19 protein-coding genes are annotated in these 20,619 nt (G+C 71.4%); 16 read left to right on the forward strand and 3 right to left on the reverse strand.

The genetic code is table 11. From position 1 onward, the window contains the following. Positions 1 to 55 precede the first annotated feature (55 nt). From ruvC to DEJ50_RS27600, 11 genes are all read left to right on the forward strand, one after another. Complete coding sequence (gene ruvC / locus DEJ50_RS27550) at positions 56 to 586, forward strand: crossover junction endodeoxyribonuclease RuvC (RefSeq protein WP_150210778.1); 531 nt, start codon at positions 56 to 58, stop codon at positions 584 to 586. Continuing rightward, the gene (gene ruvA / locus DEJ50_RS27555; protein ID WP_150210779.1) at positions 583 to 1,215 is read left to right on the forward strand and encodes a Holliday junction branch migration protein RuvA; all 633 of its coding nucleotides are present in this window, start codon (positions 583 to 585) and stop codon (positions 1,213 to 1,215) included. Before ruvC ends, ruvA begins: the two co-directional genes overlap by 4 nt. A 272-nt stretch (positions 1,216 to 1,487) precedes the next feature. Next, positions 1,488 to 2,546: a Holliday junction branch migration DNA helicase RuvB gene (ruvB, locus tag DEJ50_RS27560; RefSeq protein WP_150210780.1), complete on the forward strand. Its 1,059-nt coding sequence runs from the start codon at positions 1,488 to 1,490 to the stop codon at positions 2,544 to 2,546. A 164-nt stretch (positions 2,547 to 2,710) separates the two neighbouring features. Then, complete coding sequence (yajC, locus tag DEJ50_RS27565; RefSeq protein WP_150210781.1) at positions 2,711 to 3,166, forward strand: preprotein translocase subunit YajC; 456 nt, start codon at positions 2,711 to 2,713, stop codon at positions 3,164 to 3,166. Positions 3,167 to 3,321: 155 nt separating this feature from the next. Then, on the forward strand, positions 3,322 to 5,142 hold the full coding sequence (gene secD, locus DEJ50_RS27570; protein WP_150210782.1) for a protein translocase subunit SecD: 1,821 nt from the start codon (positions 3,322 to 3,324) through the stop codon (positions 5,140 to 5,142). Position 5,143: 1 nt separating this feature from the next. Next, complete coding sequence (secF, locus tag DEJ50_RS27575) at positions 5,144 to 6,223, forward strand: protein translocase subunit SecF (protein ID WP_150210783.1); 1,080 nt, start codon at positions 5,144 to 5,146, stop codon at positions 6,221 to 6,223. Beyond that, positions 6,220 to 6,771 (forward strand): adenine phosphoribosyltransferase, encoded by a 552-nt coding sequence (locus DEJ50_RS27580; protein WP_150210784.1) that lies wholly within the window; start codon positions 6,220 to 6,222, stop codon positions 6,769 to 6,771. Before secF ends, DEJ50_RS27580 begins: the two co-directional genes overlap by 4 nt. Before the next feature lie 289 nt (positions 6,772 to 7,060). Continuing rightward, positions 7,061 to 9,487 carry a RelA/SpoT family protein gene (locus tag DEJ50_RS27585; RefSeq protein WP_150210785.1) on the forward strand — a complete coding sequence of 809 codons (2,427 nt, stop codon included), beginning with the start codon at positions 7,061 to 7,063 and terminating at the stop codon, positions 9,485 to 9,487. Between the two features lie 37 nt (positions 9,488 to 9,524). Next, positions 9,525 to 10,847: a serine/threonine-protein kinase gene (locus tag DEJ50_RS27590; protein WP_150210786.1), complete on the forward strand. Its 1,323-nt coding sequence runs from the start codon at positions 9,525 to 9,527 to the stop codon at positions 10,845 to 10,847. Further along, a complete protein-coding gene (locus DEJ50_RS27595) occupies positions 10,840 to 11,283 on the forward strand; it encodes an effector-associated constant component EACC1 (RefSeq protein WP_150210787.1) in 444 nt (147 codons plus the stop codon). The genes DEJ50_RS27590 and DEJ50_RS27595 overlap by 8 nt, the downstream gene beginning before the upstream one ends. After that, on the forward strand, positions 11,267 to 12,412 hold the full coding sequence (locus DEJ50_RS27600) for a caspase, EACC1-associated type (protein WP_150210788.1): 1,146 nt from the start codon (positions 11,267 to 11,269) through the stop codon (positions 12,410 to 12,412). The genes DEJ50_RS27595 and DEJ50_RS27600 overlap by 17 nt, the downstream gene beginning before the upstream one ends. 115 nt (positions 12,413 to 12,527) lie before the next feature. On the opposite strand, the gene DEJ50_RS27605 is transcribed toward DEJ50_RS27600, so the two are convergent. Together DEJ50_RS27605 and DEJ50_RS27610 are read right to left on the reverse strand one after the other, a co-directional pair. After that, entirely contained in the window at positions 12,528 to 13,757 is a 1,230-nt protein-coding gene (locus DEJ50_RS27605) for a DUF349 domain-containing protein (RefSeq protein ID WP_150210789.1), read from the reverse strand. Between the two features lie 186 nt (positions 13,758 to 13,943). Further along, complete coding sequence (locus DEJ50_RS27610) at positions 13,944 to 14,717, reverse strand: peptidylprolyl isomerase (protein WP_150210790.1); 774 nt, start codon at positions 14,715 to 14,717, stop codon at positions 13,944 to 13,946. Positions 14,718 to 14,890: 173 nt separating this feature from the next. Between DEJ50_RS27610 and DEJ50_RS27615 the strand changes: the two genes are divergently transcribed. From DEJ50_RS27615 to DEJ50_RS27630, 4 genes are read left to right on the forward strand one after another with little or no spacing between them, the layout of a single operon-like run. Further along, positions 14,891 to 15,601: an MBL fold metallo-hydrolase gene (locus DEJ50_RS27615; RefSeq protein ID WP_150210791.1), complete on the forward strand. Its 711-nt coding sequence runs from the start codon at positions 14,891 to 14,893 to the stop codon at positions 15,599 to 15,601. A 10-nt stretch (positions 15,602 to 15,611) separates the two neighbouring features. Next, entirely contained in the window at positions 15,612 to 16,874 is a 1,263-nt protein-coding gene (hisS, locus tag DEJ50_RS27620; RefSeq protein ID WP_150210792.1) for a histidine--tRNA ligase, read from the forward strand. A 60-nt stretch (positions 16,875 to 16,934) separates the two neighbouring features. Continuing rightward, a complete protein-coding gene (locus DEJ50_RS27625) occupies positions 16,935 to 17,552 on the forward strand; it encodes a vitamin K epoxide reductase family protein (RefSeq protein ID WP_190344726.1) in 618 nt (205 codons plus the stop codon). Positions 17,553 to 17,592: 40 nt separating this feature from the next. Then, positions 17,593 to 18,945 carry a replication-associated recombination protein A gene (locus DEJ50_RS27630; protein WP_150210794.1) on the forward strand — a complete coding sequence of 451 codons (1,353 nt, stop codon included), beginning with the start codon at positions 17,593 to 17,595 and terminating at the stop codon, positions 18,943 to 18,945. A gap of 31 nt (positions 18,946 to 18,976) precedes the next feature. On the opposite strand, the gene DEJ50_RS27635 is transcribed toward DEJ50_RS27630, so the two are convergent. Further along, entirely contained in the window at positions 18,977 to 19,684 is a 708-nt protein-coding gene (locus tag DEJ50_RS27635) for a DUF2470 domain-containing protein (RefSeq protein ID WP_150210795.1), read from the reverse strand. Between the two features lie 297 nt (positions 19,685 to 19,981). On the opposite strand from DEJ50_RS27635, the gene rpsD reads away from it, so the two are divergent. After that, positions 19,982 to 20,593: a 30S ribosomal protein S4 gene (gene rpsD, locus DEJ50_RS27640; RefSeq protein ID WP_150210796.1), complete on the forward strand. Its 612-nt coding sequence runs from the start codon at positions 19,982 to 19,984 to the stop codon at positions 20,591 to 20,593. Positions 20,594 to 20,619 lie beyond the last annotated feature (26 nt).

A 20,619-nucleotide genomic window follows, 5' to 3' on the forward strand; every position in this document is an offset into this window, starting at 1 on the left:
CCTGTCGGTGGCACCCGTTAGCCTGCACAAACAGGAGAGCGAAGAAGGGGGCGGGGTGCGCGTACTGGGTGTGGACCCGGGACTGACCCGGTGCGGTGTCGGGGTGGTCGAGGGAGTCGCCGGCCGCCCCCTGACCATGCTCGGCGTGGGCGTCGTACGCACCCCGCCGGACGCCGACATCGGAGCCCGGCTGGTCGCCATCGAGGCGGGCCTGGAGGCCTGGCTGGACGAGCACCGGCCGGAGCTGGTGGCGGTGGAGCGGGTGTTCAGCCAGCACAACGTGCGGACGGTCATGGGCACCGCCCAGGCCAGCGCCGTCGCCATGCTGTGCGCGGCGCGCCGCGGGATACCGGTGGCCCTGCACACCCCCAGCGAGGTCAAAGCGGCCGTCACCGGCAGCGGCCGGGCCGACAAGGCGCAGGTCGGAGCCATGGTGACCCGGCTGCTCCGGCTGCCGGCCCCGCCGAAGCCGGCCGATGCCGCCGACGCCCTCGCCCTCGCCATCTGCCACATCTGGCGGGCCCCCGCCCAGAACCGCCTCCAGCAGGCCGTAGCCCTGCACGCCTCGAAAGGCCGCAGCACATGATCGCCTTCGTCAGCGGCCCGGTGGCCGCCCTCGCCCCCACCACGGCCGTGATCGAGGTCGGAGGAGTGGGCATGGCCGTCCAGTGCACCCCGAACACCATCGCGGGCCTGCGGATCGGCGAGGCCGCCCGCCTGGCCACCTCCCTGGTGGTCCGGGAGGACTCCCTCACCCTGTACGGCTTCGCGGACGACGACGAACGCCAGGTCTTCGAGCTGCTGCAGACCGCCAGCGGGGTCGGGCCGCGGCTGGCCCAGGCGATGCTGGGCGTGCACAGCCCGGACGCCCTGCGGCTGGCCGTCTCCACGGGCGACGAGAAGGCCCTGACGGCCGTCCCGGGGATCGGCAAGAAGGGCGCCCAGAAGCTCCTGCTGGAGCTCAAGGACAAGCTGGGGGCCCCGCTGGGCAGCAGCGGCCTGGTGGGCGCCCAGCGGGCCGTGGCAACCGGCCCGGCCCCGTGGACCGAGCAGCTCTCCGCCGCGCTGATCGGCCTCGGCTATGCGTCGCGGGAGGCGGAGGACGCGGTCACCGCCGTGACCCCGCAGGCGGAGGCGGCCATCGCGGAATCGGGCTCGGCCCCGGTTCCGCAGCTCCTGCGAGCCGCGCTCCAGACCCTGAACCGCGCGAGATAGTCCTGCGGGGCTTTCCCCCACCCCGCCCCTTCTCCCCCAGCTACCGCTGGGAGGTGCCCCCAGAAACCGGGGGCAAGCCCCCGGCCCCCATCCCGGCGCTTCGCGCCGGTGCGCTCAAGCGCCGCGCGGGCTGCACAGCAGCCCCGCCGGCGTTTGGGGCGCGGGGTCCGGGGCGGAGCCCCGGTTTCGGGAAGGGGCGGGGAGGGGACATGGCCCCGCGCAGCGGCCCACCCGCCCCGCACACCACCGCACCACAACGAGAAGGCAGAGACGTGAACTGGGACGAGGAAACCACCGCGGACGCGGAGCGCTTGGTCGGTGCCGTGGCGGACGGTGAGGACACCGCCGTCGAAGCCGCCCTGCGCCCCAAGGACCTCGGCGAGTTCGTCGGCCAGGAGAAGGTCCGGCAGCAGCTGGACCTGGTCCTGAAGGCGGCCCGCCAGCGCGGCGCCACCGCCGACCACGTCCTGCTCTCCGGCGCCCCCGGCCTCGGCAAGACCACCCTCTCGATGATCATCGCGGCCGAGATGGGCGCGCCCATCCGGATCACCTCCGGCCCCGCCATCCAGCACGCCGGCGACCTCGCCGCGATCCTCTCCTCCCTCCAGGAGGGCGAGGTGCTCTTCCTCGACGAGATCCACCGGATGTCCCGGCCCGCCGAGGAAATGCTCTACATGGCCATGGAGGACTTCCGGGTCGACGTGATCGTCGGCAAGGGGCCCGGCGCCACCGCGATCCCGCTGGAACTGCCGCCGTTCACCCTGGTCGGCGCCACCACCAGGGCCGGCCTGCTGCCGCCGCCGCTCCGCGACCGCTTCGGCTTCACCGGGCACATGGAGTTCTACGCCCCCGAGGAGCTGGAACGGGTGGTCCACCGCTCCGCCCGGCTCCTCGACGTGGAGATCGACCCCGCCGGCGCCGCCGAGATCGCCGGCCGCTCCCGCGGCACCCCGCGCATCGCCAACCGGCTGCTGCGCCGCGTCCGCGACTACGCCCAGGTCAAGGCGGACGGCGTGATCACCCGTGCGGTGGCTTCCACCGCCCTCCAGGTGTACGAGGTGGACGCCCGCGGACTGGACCGGCTGGACCGGGCGGTGCTGGAGGCCCTGCTCAAGCTGTTCGGCGGCGGGCCCGTGGGCCTGTCCACCCTCGCGGTGGCGGTGGGGGAGGAGCGCGAGACCGTCGAGGAGGTCGCCGAGCCGTTCCTGGTCCGCGAGGGACTGCTCGCCCGGACCCCCCGGGGGCGGGTCGCAACCCCTGCGGCCTGGGCACATCTGGGACTCGTACCGCCCGCGTCGCAGACCGGACAACCAGGGCTCTTCGGGGCCTGACGGCGCGGAGGATCGCCCCCTGTGGAACTGCGGTGACATGCTGGGCGTTGTTCCATCGGTGCGGACTCGCCTAGACTCCGCCGATGCCGACTGTGCAGGTCGGCATGCCCACCCCCGTAGAAAAGGCCGCCCTCCAGTGCGGTCGTGCGAAGGATCTTCGTCTCGTGAACCTCGTGACCTTCCTCCCGTTCATCGTGCTCATCGGGGCGATGTTCCTGATGACCCGCTCTGCGAAGAAGAAGCAGCAGGCGGCTGTCCAGATGCGCGAACAGATGACGCCCGGCACCGGCGTCCGCACCATCGGCGGCATGTACGCCACGGTCAAGGAGATCGGCGACGACACCGTCACCCTCGAGGTGGCCCCCGGTGTCCATGCCATCTACGCGAAGAACGCCATCGGCGCCGTGCTCGAGGACGAGGAGTACAACCGCATCGTCCACGGAACGACCGATGATCTGACCATCGACACGCCGGTCGTCCCGGATGATGCCTCCTCGCTGATCGAATCGGCCGAGGACAAGGCCGCGGACGAGGCCGAGGCCAAGAAGCTGGACCTGGGTAAGAAGGACGAGCCCAAGGACGCCGAACCGAAGACCGACGGCGAGGGCGGCGCCAAGTAGCGCACACCGTCGGGGACCGGCCGCGCCCGACCGGCGACGGCACGGTCCCCGTCAGTGACCCGTTTCTGCGGGGGGCAGGGGTCCCCACCACACATTTCGTGGCCGTCCGAGCGCCGACCTGAGCGCCGGACGGTTGGACAGGGAGATACGACAAGGTGGCAGCACCGAAGAAGGGCCGGCGGCCCACGGGGGCTCAGGGGAGGCCGGGGCGCGCCCTGGCCATCATCCTGATCGCGATGGTGGCGCTCACCGCGGGGATGTTCATCTCCAAGCAGACGACTCCCCGGCTGGGCATCGACCTCGCCGGTGGTACGAGCATCACGCTGAAGGCGAAGAACGAGCCCGGCAAGCCGAACGCGATCAACGAGACCAACATGAACACGGCGGTCGGGATCATCGAGCGCCGTGTCAACGGTCTCGGTGTCTCGGAGGCCGAGGTCCAGACGCAGGGCCGCGACCACATCATCGTGAACATCCCCAAGGGGACGAACGAGAAGCAGGCTCGCGCACAGGTCGGTACGACCGCCCAGCTGTACTTCCGCCCCGTCCTGGCCTACCAGGACGCCGCCGCGGCCCCCGAGCCGACGCCGTCGGCGAACCCCTCCGGTGCCCCGAGCGGCGCCCCGAGCCCGTCGGCCAGTGCCTCCGGCACCCCGAAGGCCGGAGACAACAAGGGCGGCAAGGCCAGCCCGTCCGCCACCCCGTCGTCCAGCGCCACTTCGCAGGGCCGCGCCATCGGTGAGGCCCTCAAGGCCACCGGCAGCCCCTCGCCGAACCCCTCGGCGAGCCAGTCGAAGAAGGCAGACGACAAGGCGACCACCCCGGCCCCGACCCCGTCGACCGACCCTGCCGTCGCCGACATCCAGGCCAAGTTCGCCGCGCTCGACTGCTCCAAGGAAGAGCAGCGCGCCACCGCCGGCAAGAACGCCAAGCCGGGCGACACCATCGTCGCCTGCGGCCAGCGCGAGAAGGGCGAGAACGCGCCCTGGGGCAAGTGGATCCTGGGCCCCGCCGGAGTCGAGGGCAAGGACGTCAAGACCGCCAAGGGCGTCATCGATCCGCAGACCGGCATGTGGATCGTGACCATGGAGTTCAACGGCAAGGGCTCGGACGACTTCGCCAAGGTCACCGGCCAGCTGGCCGCCCAGCAGCCGCCGATGAACCAGTTCGCCATCGTGCTCGACGGCGAGGTCATCTCCGACCCCTCCGTCAGCTCCGCGATCACCGGCGGCAACGCCCAGATCTCCGGCGGCTTCAACCAGCAGTCCGCCCAGGACCTGGGCAACATGCTCTCCTACGGCGCCCTGCCGCTGTCCTTCCAGGAGGACAGCGTCACCACCGTGACCGCCGCGCTCGGCGGCGAGCAGCTGAAGGCCGGTCTCATCTCCGGCGCCATCGGCCTCGCCCTCGTCGTGCTCTACCTGGTGGTCTACTACCGCGGCCTGGCGCTCCTCGCCGTTGTCTCGCTGCTGGTCTCCGCGATCCTCACCTACACGATCATGGCGCTGCTCGGAAAGGGCATCGGGTTCGCGCTGAACCTGCCCGCCGTCTGTGGTGCGATCGTGGCCATCGGCATCACAGCGGACTCGTTCATCGTGTACTTCGAACGCATCCGCGACGAGATCCGCGAGGGCCGCACCCTCAAGCCCGCGGTGGAGCGTGCCTGGCCGCGTGCCCGGCGCACCATCCTGGTGTCCGACTTCGTGTCCTTCCTGGCCGCGGCGGTGCTCTTCATCGTCACCGTCGGCAAGGTGCAGGGCTTCGCCTTCACCCTGGGTCTGACCACCCTGCTCGACGTGGTCGTGGTGTTCCTCTTCACCAAGCCGGTCATGACCCTGCTGGCGCGTACCAAGTTCTTCGCCAGCGGGCACCCGTGGTCCGGGCTGGACCCGAAGCGGCTCGGCGCCAAGCCGCCGCTGCGCCGGTCCCGCCGCCCCGCCGCCACCTCCGCCCCCGTCGACGTAAAGGAGGCGTGAGATGTCGAAGCTGGGAGATCTCGGCGCCAAGCTGTACCGCGGTGAGGTCGGGTACGACTTCGTCGGAAAGCGCTTCGTCTGGTACGGCGTTTCCATCCTGATCACCATCACGGCGATCGTGGCCCTGGCCGTTCAGGGCCTCAACATGGGCATCGAGTTCAAGGGCGGTGCCGTCTTCACCACCCCGAAGACGGCCGTCTCGGTGGCCCACGCCACCGAGGAGGCCGAGAAGGCCTCCGGCCATGACGCGATCGTCCAGGAGCTCGGCACCGGCGGCCTGCGGATCCAGATCTCCGGTCTGGACACCGATGCCGCGGCCGATGTGAAGAAGAAGCTCGCGGGCGAGCTCAAGGTGGCCGAGAAGGACATCAACGCGGACCTGGTCGGCCCCAGCTGGGGCGAGCAGATCGCGAACAAGGCCTGGACCGGCCTCGGCGTGTTCATGGTCCTCGTGGTGATCTACCTGGCCATCGCCTTCGAGTGGCGGATGGCCGTGGCGGCGCTGATCGCGCTGATCCACGACCTCACCATCACCGTCGGCATCTACGCGCTGGTCGGTTTCGAGGTCACCCCGGGTACCGTCATCGGTCTGCTGACCATCCTCGGTTACTCCCTCTACGACACCGTCGTCGTCTTCGACGGTCTGAAGGAGTCCACCAAGGACATCACCAAGCAGACCCGCTCCACCTACAGCGAGCTCGCCAACAAGAGCGTCAACGGCACCCTGGTCCGCTCCATCAACACCACGGTGGTGGCCCTCCTCCCGGTCGCCGCGCTGCTGTTCATCGGCGGCGGCTTCCTGGGCGCGGGCATGCTGAACGACATCTCGCTGTCGCTGTTCGTCGGCCTCGCGGCCGGTGCGTACTCCTCGATCTTCATCGCGACCCCGCTGGTCGTGGACCTCAAGGAGCGCGAGCCGGCCATGAAGGCCCTGAAGAAGCGGGTGCTCGCCAAGCGGGCCGCCGCCGCGGCGAAGGGCCAGAGCGCGGACGCCGAGGACACGGACACCGACGAGGCCGAGAACACGGCCGAGGTCGTGTCCCAGGGCCGGGCCGGCCGGGCGACGGGACGCCGCCGGTGACCGCGCTCGCCGACGAGACCCGGGAGCTGCTGCTCAGCCGGATCACGGATGTCGCGGACTACCCCAAGCCGGGCGTGATGTTCAAGGACATCACCCCGCTGCTGGCGGACCCGCAGGCCTTCGCCGCGCTGACCGACGCCCTGGTGGAGATCGCCACCGGCTGCGGGGCCACGAAGATCGTGGGCCTGGAGGCCCGCGGCTTCATCCTGGCCGCTCCGGTGGCCGTCCGGGCGGGCATCGGCTTCGTGCCGGTCCGCAAGGCGGGCAAGCTGCCGGGGGCCACCCTGGCCCAGTCGTACGAGCTGGAGTACGGCACCGCGGAGATCGAGATCCACGCGGAGGCGCTGACCGCCGAGGACCGGGTCCTGGTCGTGGACGACGTCCTGGCCACCGGCGGCACCGCCGAGGCCTCGCTGGAGCTGATCCGGCGGGCGGGTGCACAGGTCGCCGGGCTCGCCGTCCTGATGGAGCTGTCCTTCCTGCCGGGCCGCGCCCGGCTGGAGCCGGCCCTGGCCGGTGCCCCGCTGGACGCGCTGCTCGTGGTCTGACGGCACGGACAACCGGTACGACCGGCACGACGACCGGTACGGCCGACCGGAGCGGCGGGCACCCCGAACGGGGGTGCCCGCCGCTCCGGCGTTCCCGCCGGGGCTCCCGCGGGCCCGGGCGGAAACGCCGGAGCGGCGGCAGGGCCGTGCTCCGCCCCGGGGCGGCCGTCCGTACCGCAGCCGGGCGAACGCCATACGGCCAGGCTCGCTACCATGGGTTATCCGGACCTGACCGGGGGCCCCGGATCCTCCCCGCCCCCCGTCCGGGGGTACCGCCAGAGGAGCGCACTTGCCAGACGAGGTCCAGCCCATCTCCGCCGCGCAGCCCGACCCGAAGGCCGAGCAGGCCAAGGCGGCGCCTGCCGCGCCCAAGCCCGCCGCGCCGCCGGTCCGGCCCGCGCCGCTGAAGTCCGCCGGGTCCTCCAACCGGGTGCGCGCCCGGCTCGCCCGTCTCGGCGTCCAGCGTTCCAACCCGTACAACCCGGTGCTGGAGCCCCTGCTGCGGATAGTCCGGAGCAACGACCCGAAGATCGAGACCGCGACGCTCCGGCAGATCGAGCAGGCCTACCAGGTCGCCGAGCGCTGGCACCGCGGCCAGAAGCGCAAGAGCGGCGACCCGTACATCACCCACCCGCTCGCGGTGACCACCATCCTCGCCGAGCTGGGCATGGACCCGGCCACCCTGATGGCGGGTCTGCTCCACGACACCGTCGAGGACACCGAGTACGGCCTCGAACAGCTCAGACGCGACTTCGGCGACGCCGTCGCCCTCCTCGTCGACGGGGTCACCAAGCTCGACAAGGTCAAGTTCGGCGAGGCCGCCCAGGCCGAGACCGTCCGCAAGATGGTCGTCGCCATGGCCAAGGACCCCCGGGTCCTGGTCATCAAGCTCGCCGACCGCCTGCACAACATGCGCACCATGCGCTACCTCAAGCGTGAGAAGCAGGAGAAGAAGGCCCGCGAGACCCTCGAGATCTACGCCCCGCTGGCCCACCGGCTGGGCATGAACACCATCAAGTGGGAGCTGGAGGACCTCGCCTTCGCGATCCTCTACCCCAAGATGTACGACGAGATCGTCCGGCTGGTCGCCGAGCGCGCGCCCAAGCGGGACGAGTACCTCGCCGTGGTCACCGACGAGGTGATGGTCGACCTGCGGGCCGCCCGGATCAAGGCCACCGTCACCGGCCGGCCCAAGCACTACTACAGCGTCTACCAGAAGATGATCGTGCGGGGCCGCGACTTCGCCGAGATCTACGACCTGGTGGGCATCCGCGTCCTGGTGGACACCGTCCGCGACTGCTACGCGGCCCTCGGCACCGTCCACGCGCGATGGAACCCGGTCCCCGGCCGGTTCAAGGACTACATCGCGATGCCCAAGTTCAACATGTACCAGTCGCTCCACACGACGGTCATCGGGCCCAGCGGCAAGCCGGTCGAGCTCCAGATCCGCACCTTCGACATGCACCGCCGCGCCGAGTACGGCATCGCCGCGCACTGGAAGTACAAGCAGGAGACCGTCGCCGGCAGCTCCAAGATCCGTACCGATGTCCCCAAGGCCGCCAAGGGCAGCGCCGGCCAGGACACCGTCAACGACATGGCCTGGCTGCGGCAGCTGCTGGACTGGCAGAAGGAGACCGAGGACCCGGGCGAGTTCCTGGAGTCGCTGCGCTTCGACCTCTCCCGCAACGAGGTCTTCGTCTTCACGCCGAAGGGCGATGTGATAGCGCTGCCGGCCGGTGCCACGCCGGTCGACTTCGCCTTCGCCGTCCACACCGAGGTCGGCTACCGGACCATAGGGGCCCGGGTCAACGGGCGGCTCGTCCCGCTGGAATCCACCCTGGACAACGGCGACCTGGTCGAGGTCTTCACCTCCAAGGCCGAGGGCGCCGGCCCGTCCCGCGACTGGCTCGGCTTCGTCAAGTCCCCCCGGGCCCGCAACAAGATCCGCGCCTGGTTCTCCAAGGAGCGCCGCGACGAGGCGATCGAGCAGGGCAAGGACGCCATCGCGCGGGCCATGCGCAAGCAGAACCTGCCGATCCAGCGGATCCTGACGGGCGACTCGCTGGTCACCCTGGCCCACGAGATGCGCTACCCCGACATCTCCTCGCTGTACGCGGCGATCGGCGAGGGGCATGTCTCGGCGCAGGCCGTGGTCCAGAAGCTGGTCCAGGCGATGGGCGGCGAAGAGGCCGCCAACGAGGACATCGAGGAGAGCGTCCCGCCGTCCCGCAGCCGCGGCAAGCGGCGCAACAACGCCGACCCGGGCGTGGTGGTCAAGGGCGTGGACGACGTCTGGGTCAAGCTCGCCCGCTGCTGCACCCCGGTGCCGGGCGACCCGATCATCGGATTCGTCACCCGAGGCAGCGGCGTATCGGTTCACCGCGCCGACTGCGTCAACGTGGACTCGCTGTCCCAGCAGCCCGAACGGATCCTGGACGTCGAGTGGGCACCCACCCAGTCCTCCGTCTTCCTGGTCGCCATCCAGGTCGAGGCGCTGGACCGGTCCCGCCTGCTGTCCGATGTCACCCGGGTCCTCTCCGACCAGCACGTCAACATCCTCTCGGCGGCCGTCCAGACCTCCCGCGACCGGGTGGCCACCTCCCGCTTCACCTTCGAGATGGGCGACCCGAAGCACCTGGGCCATGTCCTGAAGGCCGTTCGGGGTGTGGAGGGCGTCTACGACGTCTACCGTGTGACTTCGGCGAGGAGGCCGTGACGCCGTGACCCTCGCCTGACGCGCCCCGGGGGAGTGTGTGGCCGAGTACGACCTGTTTCCGCGAGCACTCAGTGAGCGGTACGACCCGTTGCGGGTGCTCGGCCGCGGCGGCATGGGATCGGTCTTCGAAGCCGAGGACCGCAACCTGCGCCGACGGGTGGCCATCAAGGTGCTGTCCGAGGGCGCCGACCTGCTCAGGAACGGCGACCGGTTCCAGGCCGAGGCATGGGCGCTGGCCCGCATCAGCCACCCGTCGGTGGTGGCCGTGCACGACGCGGGCTTCGCCGACTCCGCCCCCTACCTGGTGATGGAGCTCCTCGACGGCTCCGACCTCTCGGACCTGGTTGCCGGACAGCTCCCGCTGCCGGCGCCGACGGCCATGCGGATCGCCCACGAGGTGCTCAGCGGCCTCCAGGCCGCGCACGAGCAGGACGTGATGCACCGCGATGTGAAACCCGCGAACGTCCGGGTCACCGAGCGGGGCCGGGTGGTGCTCTACGACTTCGGGCTGGCGCGGATCGCCGAGGAGCGCGCGATCACGGCGCCCGGCGACCTGCTGGGCACGCCCCGGTACATGGCCCCGGAGCGGATCCGGGGCCTGCCGCCCCTGCCGACCACGGACGTGTACGGCGTCGGGGCCTGCCTGCACGTGATGCTCACCGGCCGGCAGCCCTTCGGTGAGGCCCTGGATGTCGGGGTGCTGGTCCTGCGGGCCGCCGAGGGGCTGCCGCCGCTCGGCGCCCAGGCGCCGACGCTGCCGCCCGGCCTGGTGGCCGCGGTGGACGCGCTCTGCGCGAGGGACCCGGCCGACCGCCCGCAGACGGCGGCCGAGGCAGCCGCCCTGGTGCTGCCCTGGGCCGGTGAACCGCTCGCGCTCACGGGCCCGTTCACCCAGCGGACCATGGCCCTGGGATCCCGGGCGCCCGCCCGCGACCCGCTGGTGCCCGCGCCGCCCGTCGGGTTACCGGGCCTGCGTACCGCACCCAGCCCCGAGTACGACTGGGTCACCGTGGACGTCGGACGGACCGGGGACGGCCCCGAGAGCCCCGAGCTGCCGGTCCTCAGCGAGTCCACCACCAGCCTCTTCCGCAGCCGGCTGACCGACCGGACCGCCACCGCCCGGCAGCGCGAGGCCGTCGCGCTGGCCCTGCGCGGATCGTTCCGGGAAGCCTCGGAGATGCTGGCCGGAGTTCTGCCCTTCTGCCAGGAGAGCCTCGGCGCGGCCCATCCGACCACCCTCGCCTGCCAGTTCTGGCAGGCCGTCTGCCTGGCCCGGCTCGGTGCTGCCCGGCCCGCGCTGGAACTGTTCTCCCACGTCACCACACACACCGGCCCGGGGAGGGACACCACCGATGCGTGAGTTCGAGTTACGAGTCGACGACGGGACCGCCGGCCGGGCCGGCCGACCGCCCGAGGACGACCTGCGGTCGCTGCTGCACTGGCTGAACGAGGACGACGGGGTACGCCGGGAGACCAGAGGCCGCGTCGGTGGCGACGGCCCGCCCCTCCCCGGCCACCTGGGCACGGGCCTGGACCTGCTGCAACTCGCCGTCGGCAGCGGCCTGTCCACCGGGTCCCTGGTCTTCGCCGTCCTCCAGTGGCAGGCATCCCGCCGCCGCCCGCCCGTGCTCACCGTGCGACGGGGTGCGTACGAGGTCAGGCTCACCGGAGCCGAGGCCACCGATCCGGAAGCCCTGCGACGTATCGTCGCCGCCCTGGAGACGGACGGCCCGGCCGGGACCGACGGCCCGGCCTGGACCGACCGGCCGGACGGGAACGATGACCGGACTGCCTGACCCGGCGGCCTCCCGGGCGGTGCTCATCGGCAGCGGGGGATACCGGCACCTGCCCGCCCTCCCGGCGGTCGAGGCCAACCTCAAGGACCTGGCCGCCGAGCTCTGCGACGCGACCGTATGGGGACTCCCCGGACAGCACTGCACCCAGGTGTCCGATCCCCGGCACCCGGCCGAACTGCTCGACCCGGTCTACCGGGCCGGCGAGGAGGCCACCGACACCCTCCTCGTGTACTTCGCCGGGCACGGCATGCGGGACAGCGACTCCGCCGACCTCTACCTCGCCCTGCACGGCTCCCGGGACAACGTCGGCTACACCGCCGTCGCCTTCCGGCACCTGCGCGCCGCCCTGCGCGACTCCCGGGCCGCCCGGAAGGTGGTCCTGCTCGACTGCTGCTTCAGCGGCCGGGCCGCCCGCACCCTGGCCGGGGAACGCCAGGCCCTGGCGGCCGAGGCGGCCGTCGACGGGGCCTACGTCCTCACCGCCTCCCCGCGCGACCGGGTGGCCCTCGCCCCCGACGGGGAACGGCACACCGCCTTCACCGGCGAACTGCTCACGATCCTCCGGGAGGGCATCCAGGACGGGCCCGAGCTGATCGACCTGGACACCCTCGGCCGCGCCCTGGAGACCCGGCTGCGCGGCAAGAACCGGCCGCTGCCGCAGTCCGCCCAGGAGAACGGTCTCGGCCGGCTGAAACTCTTCCGCAACCGGGCCCGGGCCGTCCGCGGGGGCCCGGCCGGGCCCGTGCTCGATGCCGACGTCCGCGCGGCCATGGCCGCCGCGGGGCTCGGGCTGGCCCGCACCCTGAGTGCCGCGGGCCGGACCCGGGACGCACTGCCCGTCCTGAGGCTCGCCCTGCGCGAACGGCAGCCCGGCGGCGAGGGCGATCTGCTCGCCGTCCAGCTGGAGCTCTCCGAGATGCTGGCGGAGACCGGTCAGACCCGGGAGGCCATCGAGGTCCTGGAGCAGGCCTTCCAGCAGGTACACCGGTTCTACGGGCCGGAATCCGTCCAGGTCTGCCGGCGCCTCGCCGGACTGCTCCAGGAATCCGGCAACCACATCCAGGCCTGCGAGGTCCTCGAACACGCCCTCGACCTTTTCGAGGACGGCGCCCGGGCGCTTCCTCGCTGAGCAGCCCCCGGCAACGGACAGGGCCCCGGGTACGGAGATCCGTACCCGGGGCCCTGTCACAGCGGGCGCAGGGGCCCCGGCCCACCGGTCGCCAGACCGGCCGGCCTCGGCCGCCTCAGCCGCCGAACTCCTCCAGGCCCTTCAGCGCCTGGTCCAGCAGGGCCTGGCGGCCCTCCAGCTCGCGGGCGAGCTTGTCCGCCTTGGCGTTGTTGCCCTGGGCACGGGCCGCGTCGATCTGCTCACGCAGCTTGTCCACGGCCGCCTGCAGCTGACCGGTCAGACCGGCCGCACGGGCGCGGGCCTCCGGGTTGGTGCGGCGCCACTCGGTCTCCTCGGACTCCTGGATCGCGCGCTCCACCGCGTGCATCCGGCCCTCGACCTTCGGGCGGGCGTCCCGCGGCACATGGCCGATGGCCTCCCAGCGCTCGTTGATGGACCGGAACGCGGCCCGGGCCGCCTTCAGGTCCGTCACCGGGACGAGCTTCTCGGCCTCCTCGGCCAGCTCCTCCTTCAGCTTCAGGTTCTCCACCTGCTCGGCGTCACGCTCCGCGAAGACCTCACCACGGGCCGCGAAGAACACGTCCTGGGCACCGCGGAAGCGGTTCCACAGCTCGTCCTCCGCCTCCCGCTGGGCCCGCCCGGCCGCCTTCCAGTCCGCCATCAGCTCGCGGTAGCGGGCCGCCGTCGGACCCCAGTCGGTCGACTTCGACAGCGACTCCGCCTCGGCGACCAGCTTCTCCTTGGCCTTGCGGGCCTCCTCGCGCTGCGCGTCCAGCGAGGCGAAGTGCGCCTTGCGGCGCTTGGAGAACGCCGACCGGGCGTGCGAGAAGCGGTGCCACAGCTCGTCGTCCGACTTGCGGTCCAGCCGGGGGAGACCCTTCCAGGTGTCCACCAGGGCCCGCAGCCGCTCGCCGGCGCTGCGCCACTGGTCGCTCTGCGCCAGCTGCTCCGCCTCCGTGACCAGGTCTTCCTTGGCCTTGCGGGCCTCGTCCGTCTGCTTGGCCTTCTGGACCTTGCGCTCCTCGCGACGCGACTCCACCGTCGCGACCAGCTTGTCCAGCCGCACACGCAGCGCGTCGAGGTCGCCCACGGCGTGGTGCTCCTCGACCTGCGTGCGCAGGTGGTCGATCGCGGTCTGCGCGTCCTTGGCGGACAGATCGGTGGTCCGCACCCGCCGTTCGAGGAGGCCGATCTCGACCACCAGGCCCTCGTACTTGCGCTCGAAGTAGGCCAGGGCCTCCTCGGGGGTGCCCGCCTGCCACGAGCCGACGACCTTCTCGCCATCGGCAGTTCGCACGTACACGGTGCCCGTCTCGTCGACGCGGCCCCACGGGTCGCTGCTCACAGCGCCTCCTCCACCTGATGCCTGCGCGGGGGTCGCCCCCTCGGCATCGTCCACAGTTCCTGGGGCGGGCAGCACGCCCGCCCTGCACAACGCAAACATAGGCGACCGCCGGGCCGGCTGTCCGCATCCCGCACGACGGAATATCGGCGTAGACGCGGACCGGCCGGCCGCCGGGCCGCCCCGGCCTCAGTTCTGGGTGACCGTGGCCTTCTCGATGGTGACGCCCTTCTTCGGGGCGATGCCTCCGTCGACGGTGCCCTCCTTGGCCACGTCCTGGACGATCTTCAGGCCGGCCGGGTCGAGCTTGCCGAAGGGGGTGTAGGACGGGGCCAGCGGGCTGTCCTTGTAGACCAGGAAGAACTGGCTGCCGCCGGAACCGGGCTGGCCGGTGTTGGCCATCGCCACCGTGCCCGCCGGGTAGATCACCTGACCCTGCGCGTTGGGCTTGCCCAGCGCGTCCAGGTTCTCGTCCGCGATGGTGTAGCCCGGACCGCCCATGCCGGTGCCCTCCGGGTCGCCGCACTGGAGCACGAAGATGCCCTCGGTCGTCAGCCGGTGGCATTTGGTCGAGTTGAAGTAGCCCTTGTCGGCCAGCGACTTGAAGGAATTCACGGTCTGCGGGGTCTTCGCCGCATCCATGTCGATCTTGATCTCGCCCTCGTTGGTCTTCAGCGAGAACGTGTACTTCGCCTTCTGGTCGATGGCCATGGCAGGCGACGGGGACTGCTTCGGCGTCGGCGCGGCCGAGGGGGTGCTCTCGGCGCTGGGCTCCGTGGAGTCCTTGCCGTCGAAGACCCCGCCCACGATCAGGCCGACGAGCGTCGCCACGACCACGGCGATGGCCGCGCCGATCACGATCATCCGCTGCCGCCCCTTGCGTTGGGCCTCTGCCCGCCGCTTCTGCTGACGCTCGTACTTCTCCCTGGCGAGCTGCCGCCGCCGCTGATCGCTCGTGACCACCGGGTCTCGTCTCCTTGTGCGTTTCTGGTACCGCTGTCCGGGCTGGGTTAGGCCGTACCGTATATGGGTTCGCTGTGAGATGAGCGGCGCCGGTAGGCTCTGATCTGCCGCAACCCTCCCGACGGACGACCACCGCCCGGACGACTGCCCAGACGACTAGCCAGAGGACGAACGTGCTGATTGCCGGATTCCCCGCCGGGGCCTGGGGCACCAACTGCTACCTGGTCGCCCCCGCCGCCGGTGAGGAGTGCGTCATCATCGACCCGGGCCACCAGGCCGCCCAGGGAGTCGAGGAGACGCTGAAGAAGCACCGGCTCAAGCCCGTCGCGGTCGTCCTCACCCACGGCCACATCGACCATGTGGCCTCGGTGGTCCCGGTCTGCGGAGCGCACGACGTGCCCGCCTGGATCCACCCCGAGGACCGGTACATGATGAGCGACCCCGAGAAGGCCCTCGGGCGTTCCATCGGGATGCCGCTGATGGGCGAGCTGACCGTGGGCGAACCGGACGACGTCCGCACCCTCGCCGACGGCACCACCCTGAAGCTGGCCGGTCTGGAGTTCTCGGTCGCGCACGCGCCCGGCCATACCAAGGGGTCGGTGACCTTCCGGATGCCCGAGGCGGCGGACGTTCCGCCGGTGTTCTTCTCGGGCGACCTGCTCTTCGCCGGCTCCATCGGACGCACCGACCTGCCCGGCGGCTCCCACGCCGAGATGCTCGAGTCGCTGGCCCGCGTGTGCCTGCCGCTCGACGACTCGACCGTGGTGCTGTCCGGCCACGGCCCCCAGACCACCATCGGCCGGGAGCGCGCGACCAACCCGTACCTGCGGGAGGTCGCCGCCGGCCTCGGAGACGGCACCGCCGCTCCGCGACGAGGAATGTGACGAGAGTTTCGTGAGCACCTTCAAGGCCCCCAAGGGCACGTACGACCTGATTCCGCCGTACTCCGCCAAGTACCTGGCCGTCCGCGAGGCCATCTCCGGACCGCTCCGGAAGTCCGGCTACGGGTACGTCGAGACCCCCGGCTTCGAGGACGTCGACCTCTTCGCCCGCGGTGTCGGCGAGTCCACCGACATCGTGACCAAGGAGATGTACACCCTCACCACCAAGGGCGGCGCGAACCTGGCGCTGCGCCCCGAGGGCACCGCCTCCGTCCTGCGCGCGGCGCTGGAGGCCAACCTGCACAAGGCCGGCGGCCTGCCGGTCAAGCTGTGGTACTCCGGCTCGTACTACCGGTACGAGCGCCCGCAGAAGGGCCGCTACCGCCACTTCTCCCAGGTGGGCGCGGAGGCGATCGGCGCCGAGGACCCGGCGCTGGACGCCGAGCTGATCATCCTGGCCGACCAGGCGTACCGCGCGCTGGGCCTGTCGAACTTCCGGATCCTGCTGAACTCGCTGGGCGACAAGGAGTGCCGTCCGGTGTACCGGGAGGCCCTCCAGGGCTTCCTGCGCGGCCTGGACCTGGACGAGGAGACCGTCCGCCGGGCCGAGATCAACCCGCTCCGGGTCCTCGACGACAAGCGGCCCGAGGTCCAGAAGCAGCTGACCGGCGCGCCGATGCTGCGCGACTACCTGTGCGACGCGTGCAAGGCGTACCACGAGGAGGTGCGCGCGCTGATCACTGCCGCGGGCGTGGCCTTCGAGGACGACGAGAAGCTGGTGCGCGGCCTGGACTACTACACCCGCACCACCTTCGAGTTCGTGCACGACGGTCTGGGCTCGCAGTCGGCGGTCGGCGGCGGCGGCCGGTACGACGGCCTGTCCGAGATGATCGGCGGCCCGGCGCTGCCGTCGGTGGGCTGGGCGCTGGGTGTGGACCGCACGGTGCTCGCCCTGGAGGCCGAGGGCATCGAGCTGGACATCCCACCGACCACCAGCGTGTTCGCGGTGGCCCTGGGCGAGGAGGCCCGCCGGGTGCTGTTCGGCACCGTCGTCGAGCTGCGCAAGGCCGGCATCGCCGCGGACTTCGCGTTCGGCGGCAAGGGCCTCAAGGGGGCCATGAAGGACGCGAACCGCTCGGGCGCCCGCCTCACCATGGTCGCCGGCGAGCGCGACCTGGCCGAGGGCGTCGTCCAGCTCAAGGACATGGAGTCCGGCGAGCAGGTGGCCGTACCGCTGGACGCACTGGTCGAGACCGTCCGGGCGAAGCTGGTCTGACCGGTGGCCGCACCGGATCCGGGGCGGTCCCCCGGATCCGGTGCAGGCCGGTGCGGCAGAATGCTCCGCATGAGAGACGCGGGCACGGAGACCACCACTCGGACGGTCGGCGCGAGCCGGGCACTGGCCTGGCTGCTGGTGATAACGGGCGCGGCGGGACTGCTGGCCGCCTGGGTGATCACCATCGACAAGTTCAAGCTGCTGGAGGACCCGGACTTCGTTCCCGGTTGCAGCTTCAACCCGGTCGTGGCCTGCGGCAACATCATGAAGAGCGACCAGGCGTCCGCCTTCGGCTTCCCGAACCCGATGCTCGGCCTGGTGACCTACGGGATCGTGATCTGCGTCGGCATGAGCCTGCTGGCCGGCGCCCGGTTCCGCCGCTGGTACTGGCTCACCTTCAACGCCGGCACCCTCTTCGGCGTCGGATTCTGCGCCTGGCTGATGTACCAGTCGCTGTACGAGATCAACTCGCTGTGCCTGTGGTGCTGCCTGGCCTGGGTCGCCACCATCGTCATGTTCTGGTACGTCACCTCGCACAACGTCCGCGAGGGGCTGCTGCCCGCGCCGGCCTGGCTCAAGGGCTTCTTCACCGAGTTCACCTGGGTGCTGCCGGTCCTGCACATCGGGATCATCGGGATGCTGATCCTGACCCGCTGGTGGGACTTCTGGACCTCCTGAGCCGCCCGGGGCTGTCGGTGGGCTCGCTTAGGCTTTCGGTGTGGAACCAGACCTGTTCACCGCAGCTGCCGAAGACCGCCAGGAGAAAGATCCCGCGAGCTCCCCGCTCGCCGTCCGGATGCGCCCGCGCACCCTGGACGAGGTCGTCGGCCAGCAGCACCTGCTCAAGCCCGGGTCGCCGCTGCGGCGGCTGGTCGGCGAGGGGGCGGGAGGCCCGGCCGGTTCCTCCTCGGTGATCCTCTGGGGCCCGCCCGGCATCGGGAAGACCACTCTGGCGTACGTGGTCAGCCAGGCCACCCGGAAGCGGTTCGTGGAGCTGTCCGCCATCACCGCCGGGGTGAAGGAGGTGCGGGCGGTCATCGAGGGTGCCAAGCGCGCGGCCGGCGGGTACGGCAAGGAGACCGTCCTCTTCCTCGACGAGATCCACCGGTTCAGCAAGGCCCAGCAGGACTCCCTGCTGCCGGCCGTGGAGAACCGCTGGGTCACCCTGATCGCCGCGACCACCGAGAACCCGTACTTCTCGATCATCTCCCCGCTGCTGTCGCGCTCCCTGCTGCTGACCCTGGAGCCGCTGACCGACGCCGACCTGAGCGCGCTGCTGGGGCGGGCGCTGACGGAGGAGCGCGGTCTGAACGGCGCGGTCACCCTGCCCGCCGATGCCGAGGCGCACCTGCTGCGGATCGCGGGCGGTGACGCGCGGCGGGCGCTGACCGCCCTGGAGGCGGGCGCCGGATCGGCCCTGGCCAAGGGCGAGGAGGAGATCAGCCTCCGGACGCTGGAGGAGGCGGTCGACCGGGCGGCGGTCCGCTACGACCGGGACGGCGACCAGCACTACGACGTGGCCAGCGCCCTGATCAAGTCGATCCGCGGCTCGGACGTGGACGCGGCGCTGCACTACCTGGCCCGGATGATCGAGGCGGGGGAGGACCCGCGGTTCATCGCCCGACGGCTGATGATCTCGGCGAGCGAGGACATCGGGCTGGCCGATCCCACGGCCCTGCCAACGGCGGTCGCCGCAGCCCAGGCGGTGGCCCTGATCGGCTTCCCGGAGGCCGCGCTCACCCTCTCGCACGCCACCATCGCCCTGGCGCTGGCCCCGAAGTCGAACACCGCGACCACCGCGATCGGCGCGGCCCTGGCCGACGTCCGCGCGGGCCTGGCCGGACCGGTCCCGCCGCACCTGAGGGACGGGCACTACAAGGGGGCCGCCAAGCTGGGGCATGCGCAGGGGTATGTCTACCCGCACGATGTGCCGGGTGCCATCGCGGCCCAGCAGTACGCCCCGGACGCCATCCACGGCCGCCGCTACTACGAACCGACCCGGTACGGGGCCGAGGCCCGCTACGCGGACATCGCCGAGCGCGTCCGCAGCCGCCTCCGCGGCGACACCTGACCGGGCGCCCGGCGGAGCCGGGTCAGCCGGGTCAACGGGCGTCGGGCGCGGCGGCTGCGGCGAACAGGTGGTGCATGGCCCGGCGCAGGCCGCAGACGTCCGCCACCGGCTGCGGGAAGTCGAAGCGCGCGTCGAAGGAGCCGGCGGCGGTCCCGGCGACGAAGCGCACCCGCAGGCCGAGCCGGTCCAGGGCGAGCGGGACGGCGTGGAGGGAGTCCGCCGCGCGGTGGCCCAGCAGACCGCGCAGGTCGGCGACCCGGTCCCGGTGGGCCGCGTGGAGGTGCTGGAGCAGTTCCGTCTCGTGCGGCAGCAGCGGGTCGGGCTCGGCCGCGGCCAGCTCCTCGGGGTCCACCTGTTCGGTTCCCCACAGGTCGTCCACCGTGATCTCGCCGACTTCCAGGCGCAGCAGCATCCAGGCGGGCCGCCCGTACATGCCGGGCGCCGGGTCGGCGTACAGGGCCTCGCCGATGCCGAGCAGCTCGCCGACCGGCTGCCGCTCCGCGAGCAGGGCGGCGCAGGCGGCCCGCTCCTCGGCCCCGCGTACCGGAGTGAGCCAGCCGGACAGCCAGGCGCGGCCCCGGATACGATGGGGCACGGACACCGGCGCCACATCAGTGATCTCGATCACCGCTGTGAGGTCGTCGTCCTGGGCGTGAGCGGCTGCCCTGGCAGCCGCGGATTCCCCGGAAACAAGGAGAATCACGTCCCCGTCCGGGGTGACGGTCCGCGCGGCCGGCATCCCTGTCCCGAAGTCCGCGAGGTCCTGCGGTGGCCGTGTGTCACGAGCACCTGCGAGCGTGAGGGATACTGAGGCGTTGGACTCTACGAGGGTTCGTACGCGTTCGGCTCCGGTGAGCTGTCGAACGCCTTCCCTGGGACGCGGCTGACTCTGCCTACCGTCGTCGTAAGCGGACGTGGATTGTTTCTCGTCCGGACTGCGATGCGCACTGGGCAGGGGGATCCCATGCGGTCGAGACATTACGTCCTCCTCGAAATAAGGTAAGCCTCACCTAACTTACATGGAGGTAGGTTCCCCGTGAACCAGAAGCGACCCAAGGTCAAGAAGTCGCGTGCTCTCGGCATCGCCCTGACGCCGAAGGCCGTCAAGTACTTCGAGGCCCGCCCCTACCCGCCGGGCGAGCACGGCCGTGGCCGCAAGCAGAACTCGGACTACAAGGTCCGTCTGCTCGAGAAGCAGCGTCTGCGCGCTCAGTACGACATCTCCGAGCGTCAGATGGCCCGCGCGTACGACCGCGCCAAGAAGGCCGAGGGCAAGACGGGCGAGGCGCTGGTCGTCGAGCTCGAGCGTCGTCTCGACGCCCTGGTCCTGCGTTCGGGCATCGCCCGCACCATCTACCAGGCTCGCCAGATGGTCGTCCACGGCCACATCGAGGTCAACGGTGGCAAGGTCGACAAGCCGTCGTTCCGTGTCCGCCCGGACGACGTCATCACCGTGCGTGAGCGCTCCCGCGAGAAGCACCCCTTCCAGGTTGCCCGCGAGGGTGGCTACGCCGGCGAGGGCGAGGCCCCGCGCTACCTTCAGATCAACCTGAAGGCGCTCGCGTTCCGTCTGGACCGCGACCCGCAGCGCAAGGAGATCCCCGTGATCTGCGACGAGCAGCTCGTCGTCGAGTACTACGCCCGCTGATCCGGTCGTAGCCTCACCAGGCTGTT

Source organism: Streptomyces venezuelae (assembly GCF_008642295.1).
Lineage (GTDB): Bacteria > Actinomycetota > Actinomycetes > Streptomycetales > Streptomycetaceae > Streptomyces > Streptomyces venezuelae_C.

Excerpts from the sequence above, each read along its gene's own strand:
- ruvA (WP_150210779.1), top strand. The coding sequence starts at position 583 with ATGATCGCCTTCGTCAGCGGCCCGGTGGCCGCCCTCGCCCCCACCACG.
- secF (WP_150210783.1), top strand. The coding sequence starts at position 5,144 with ATGTCGAAGCTGGGAGATCTCGGCGCCAAGCTGTACCGCGGTGAGGTC.
- DEJ50_RS27595 (WP_150210787.1), top strand. The coding sequence starts at position 10,840 with ATGCGTGAGTTCGAGTTACGAGTCGACGACGGGACCGCCGGCCGGGCC.
- DEJ50_RS27600 (WP_150210788.1), top strand. The coding sequence starts at position 11,267 with ATGACCGGACTGCCTGACCCGGCGGCCTCCCGGGCGGTGCTCATCGGC.
- DEJ50_RS27625 (WP_190344726.1), top strand. The coding sequence starts at position 16,935 with ATGCTCCGCATGAGAGACGCGGGCACGGAGACCACCACTCGGACGGTC.
- DEJ50_RS27635 (WP_150210795.1), bottom strand. The coding sequence starts at position 19,684 with ATGCCGGCCGCGCGGACCGTCACCCCGGACGGGGACGTGATTCTCCTT.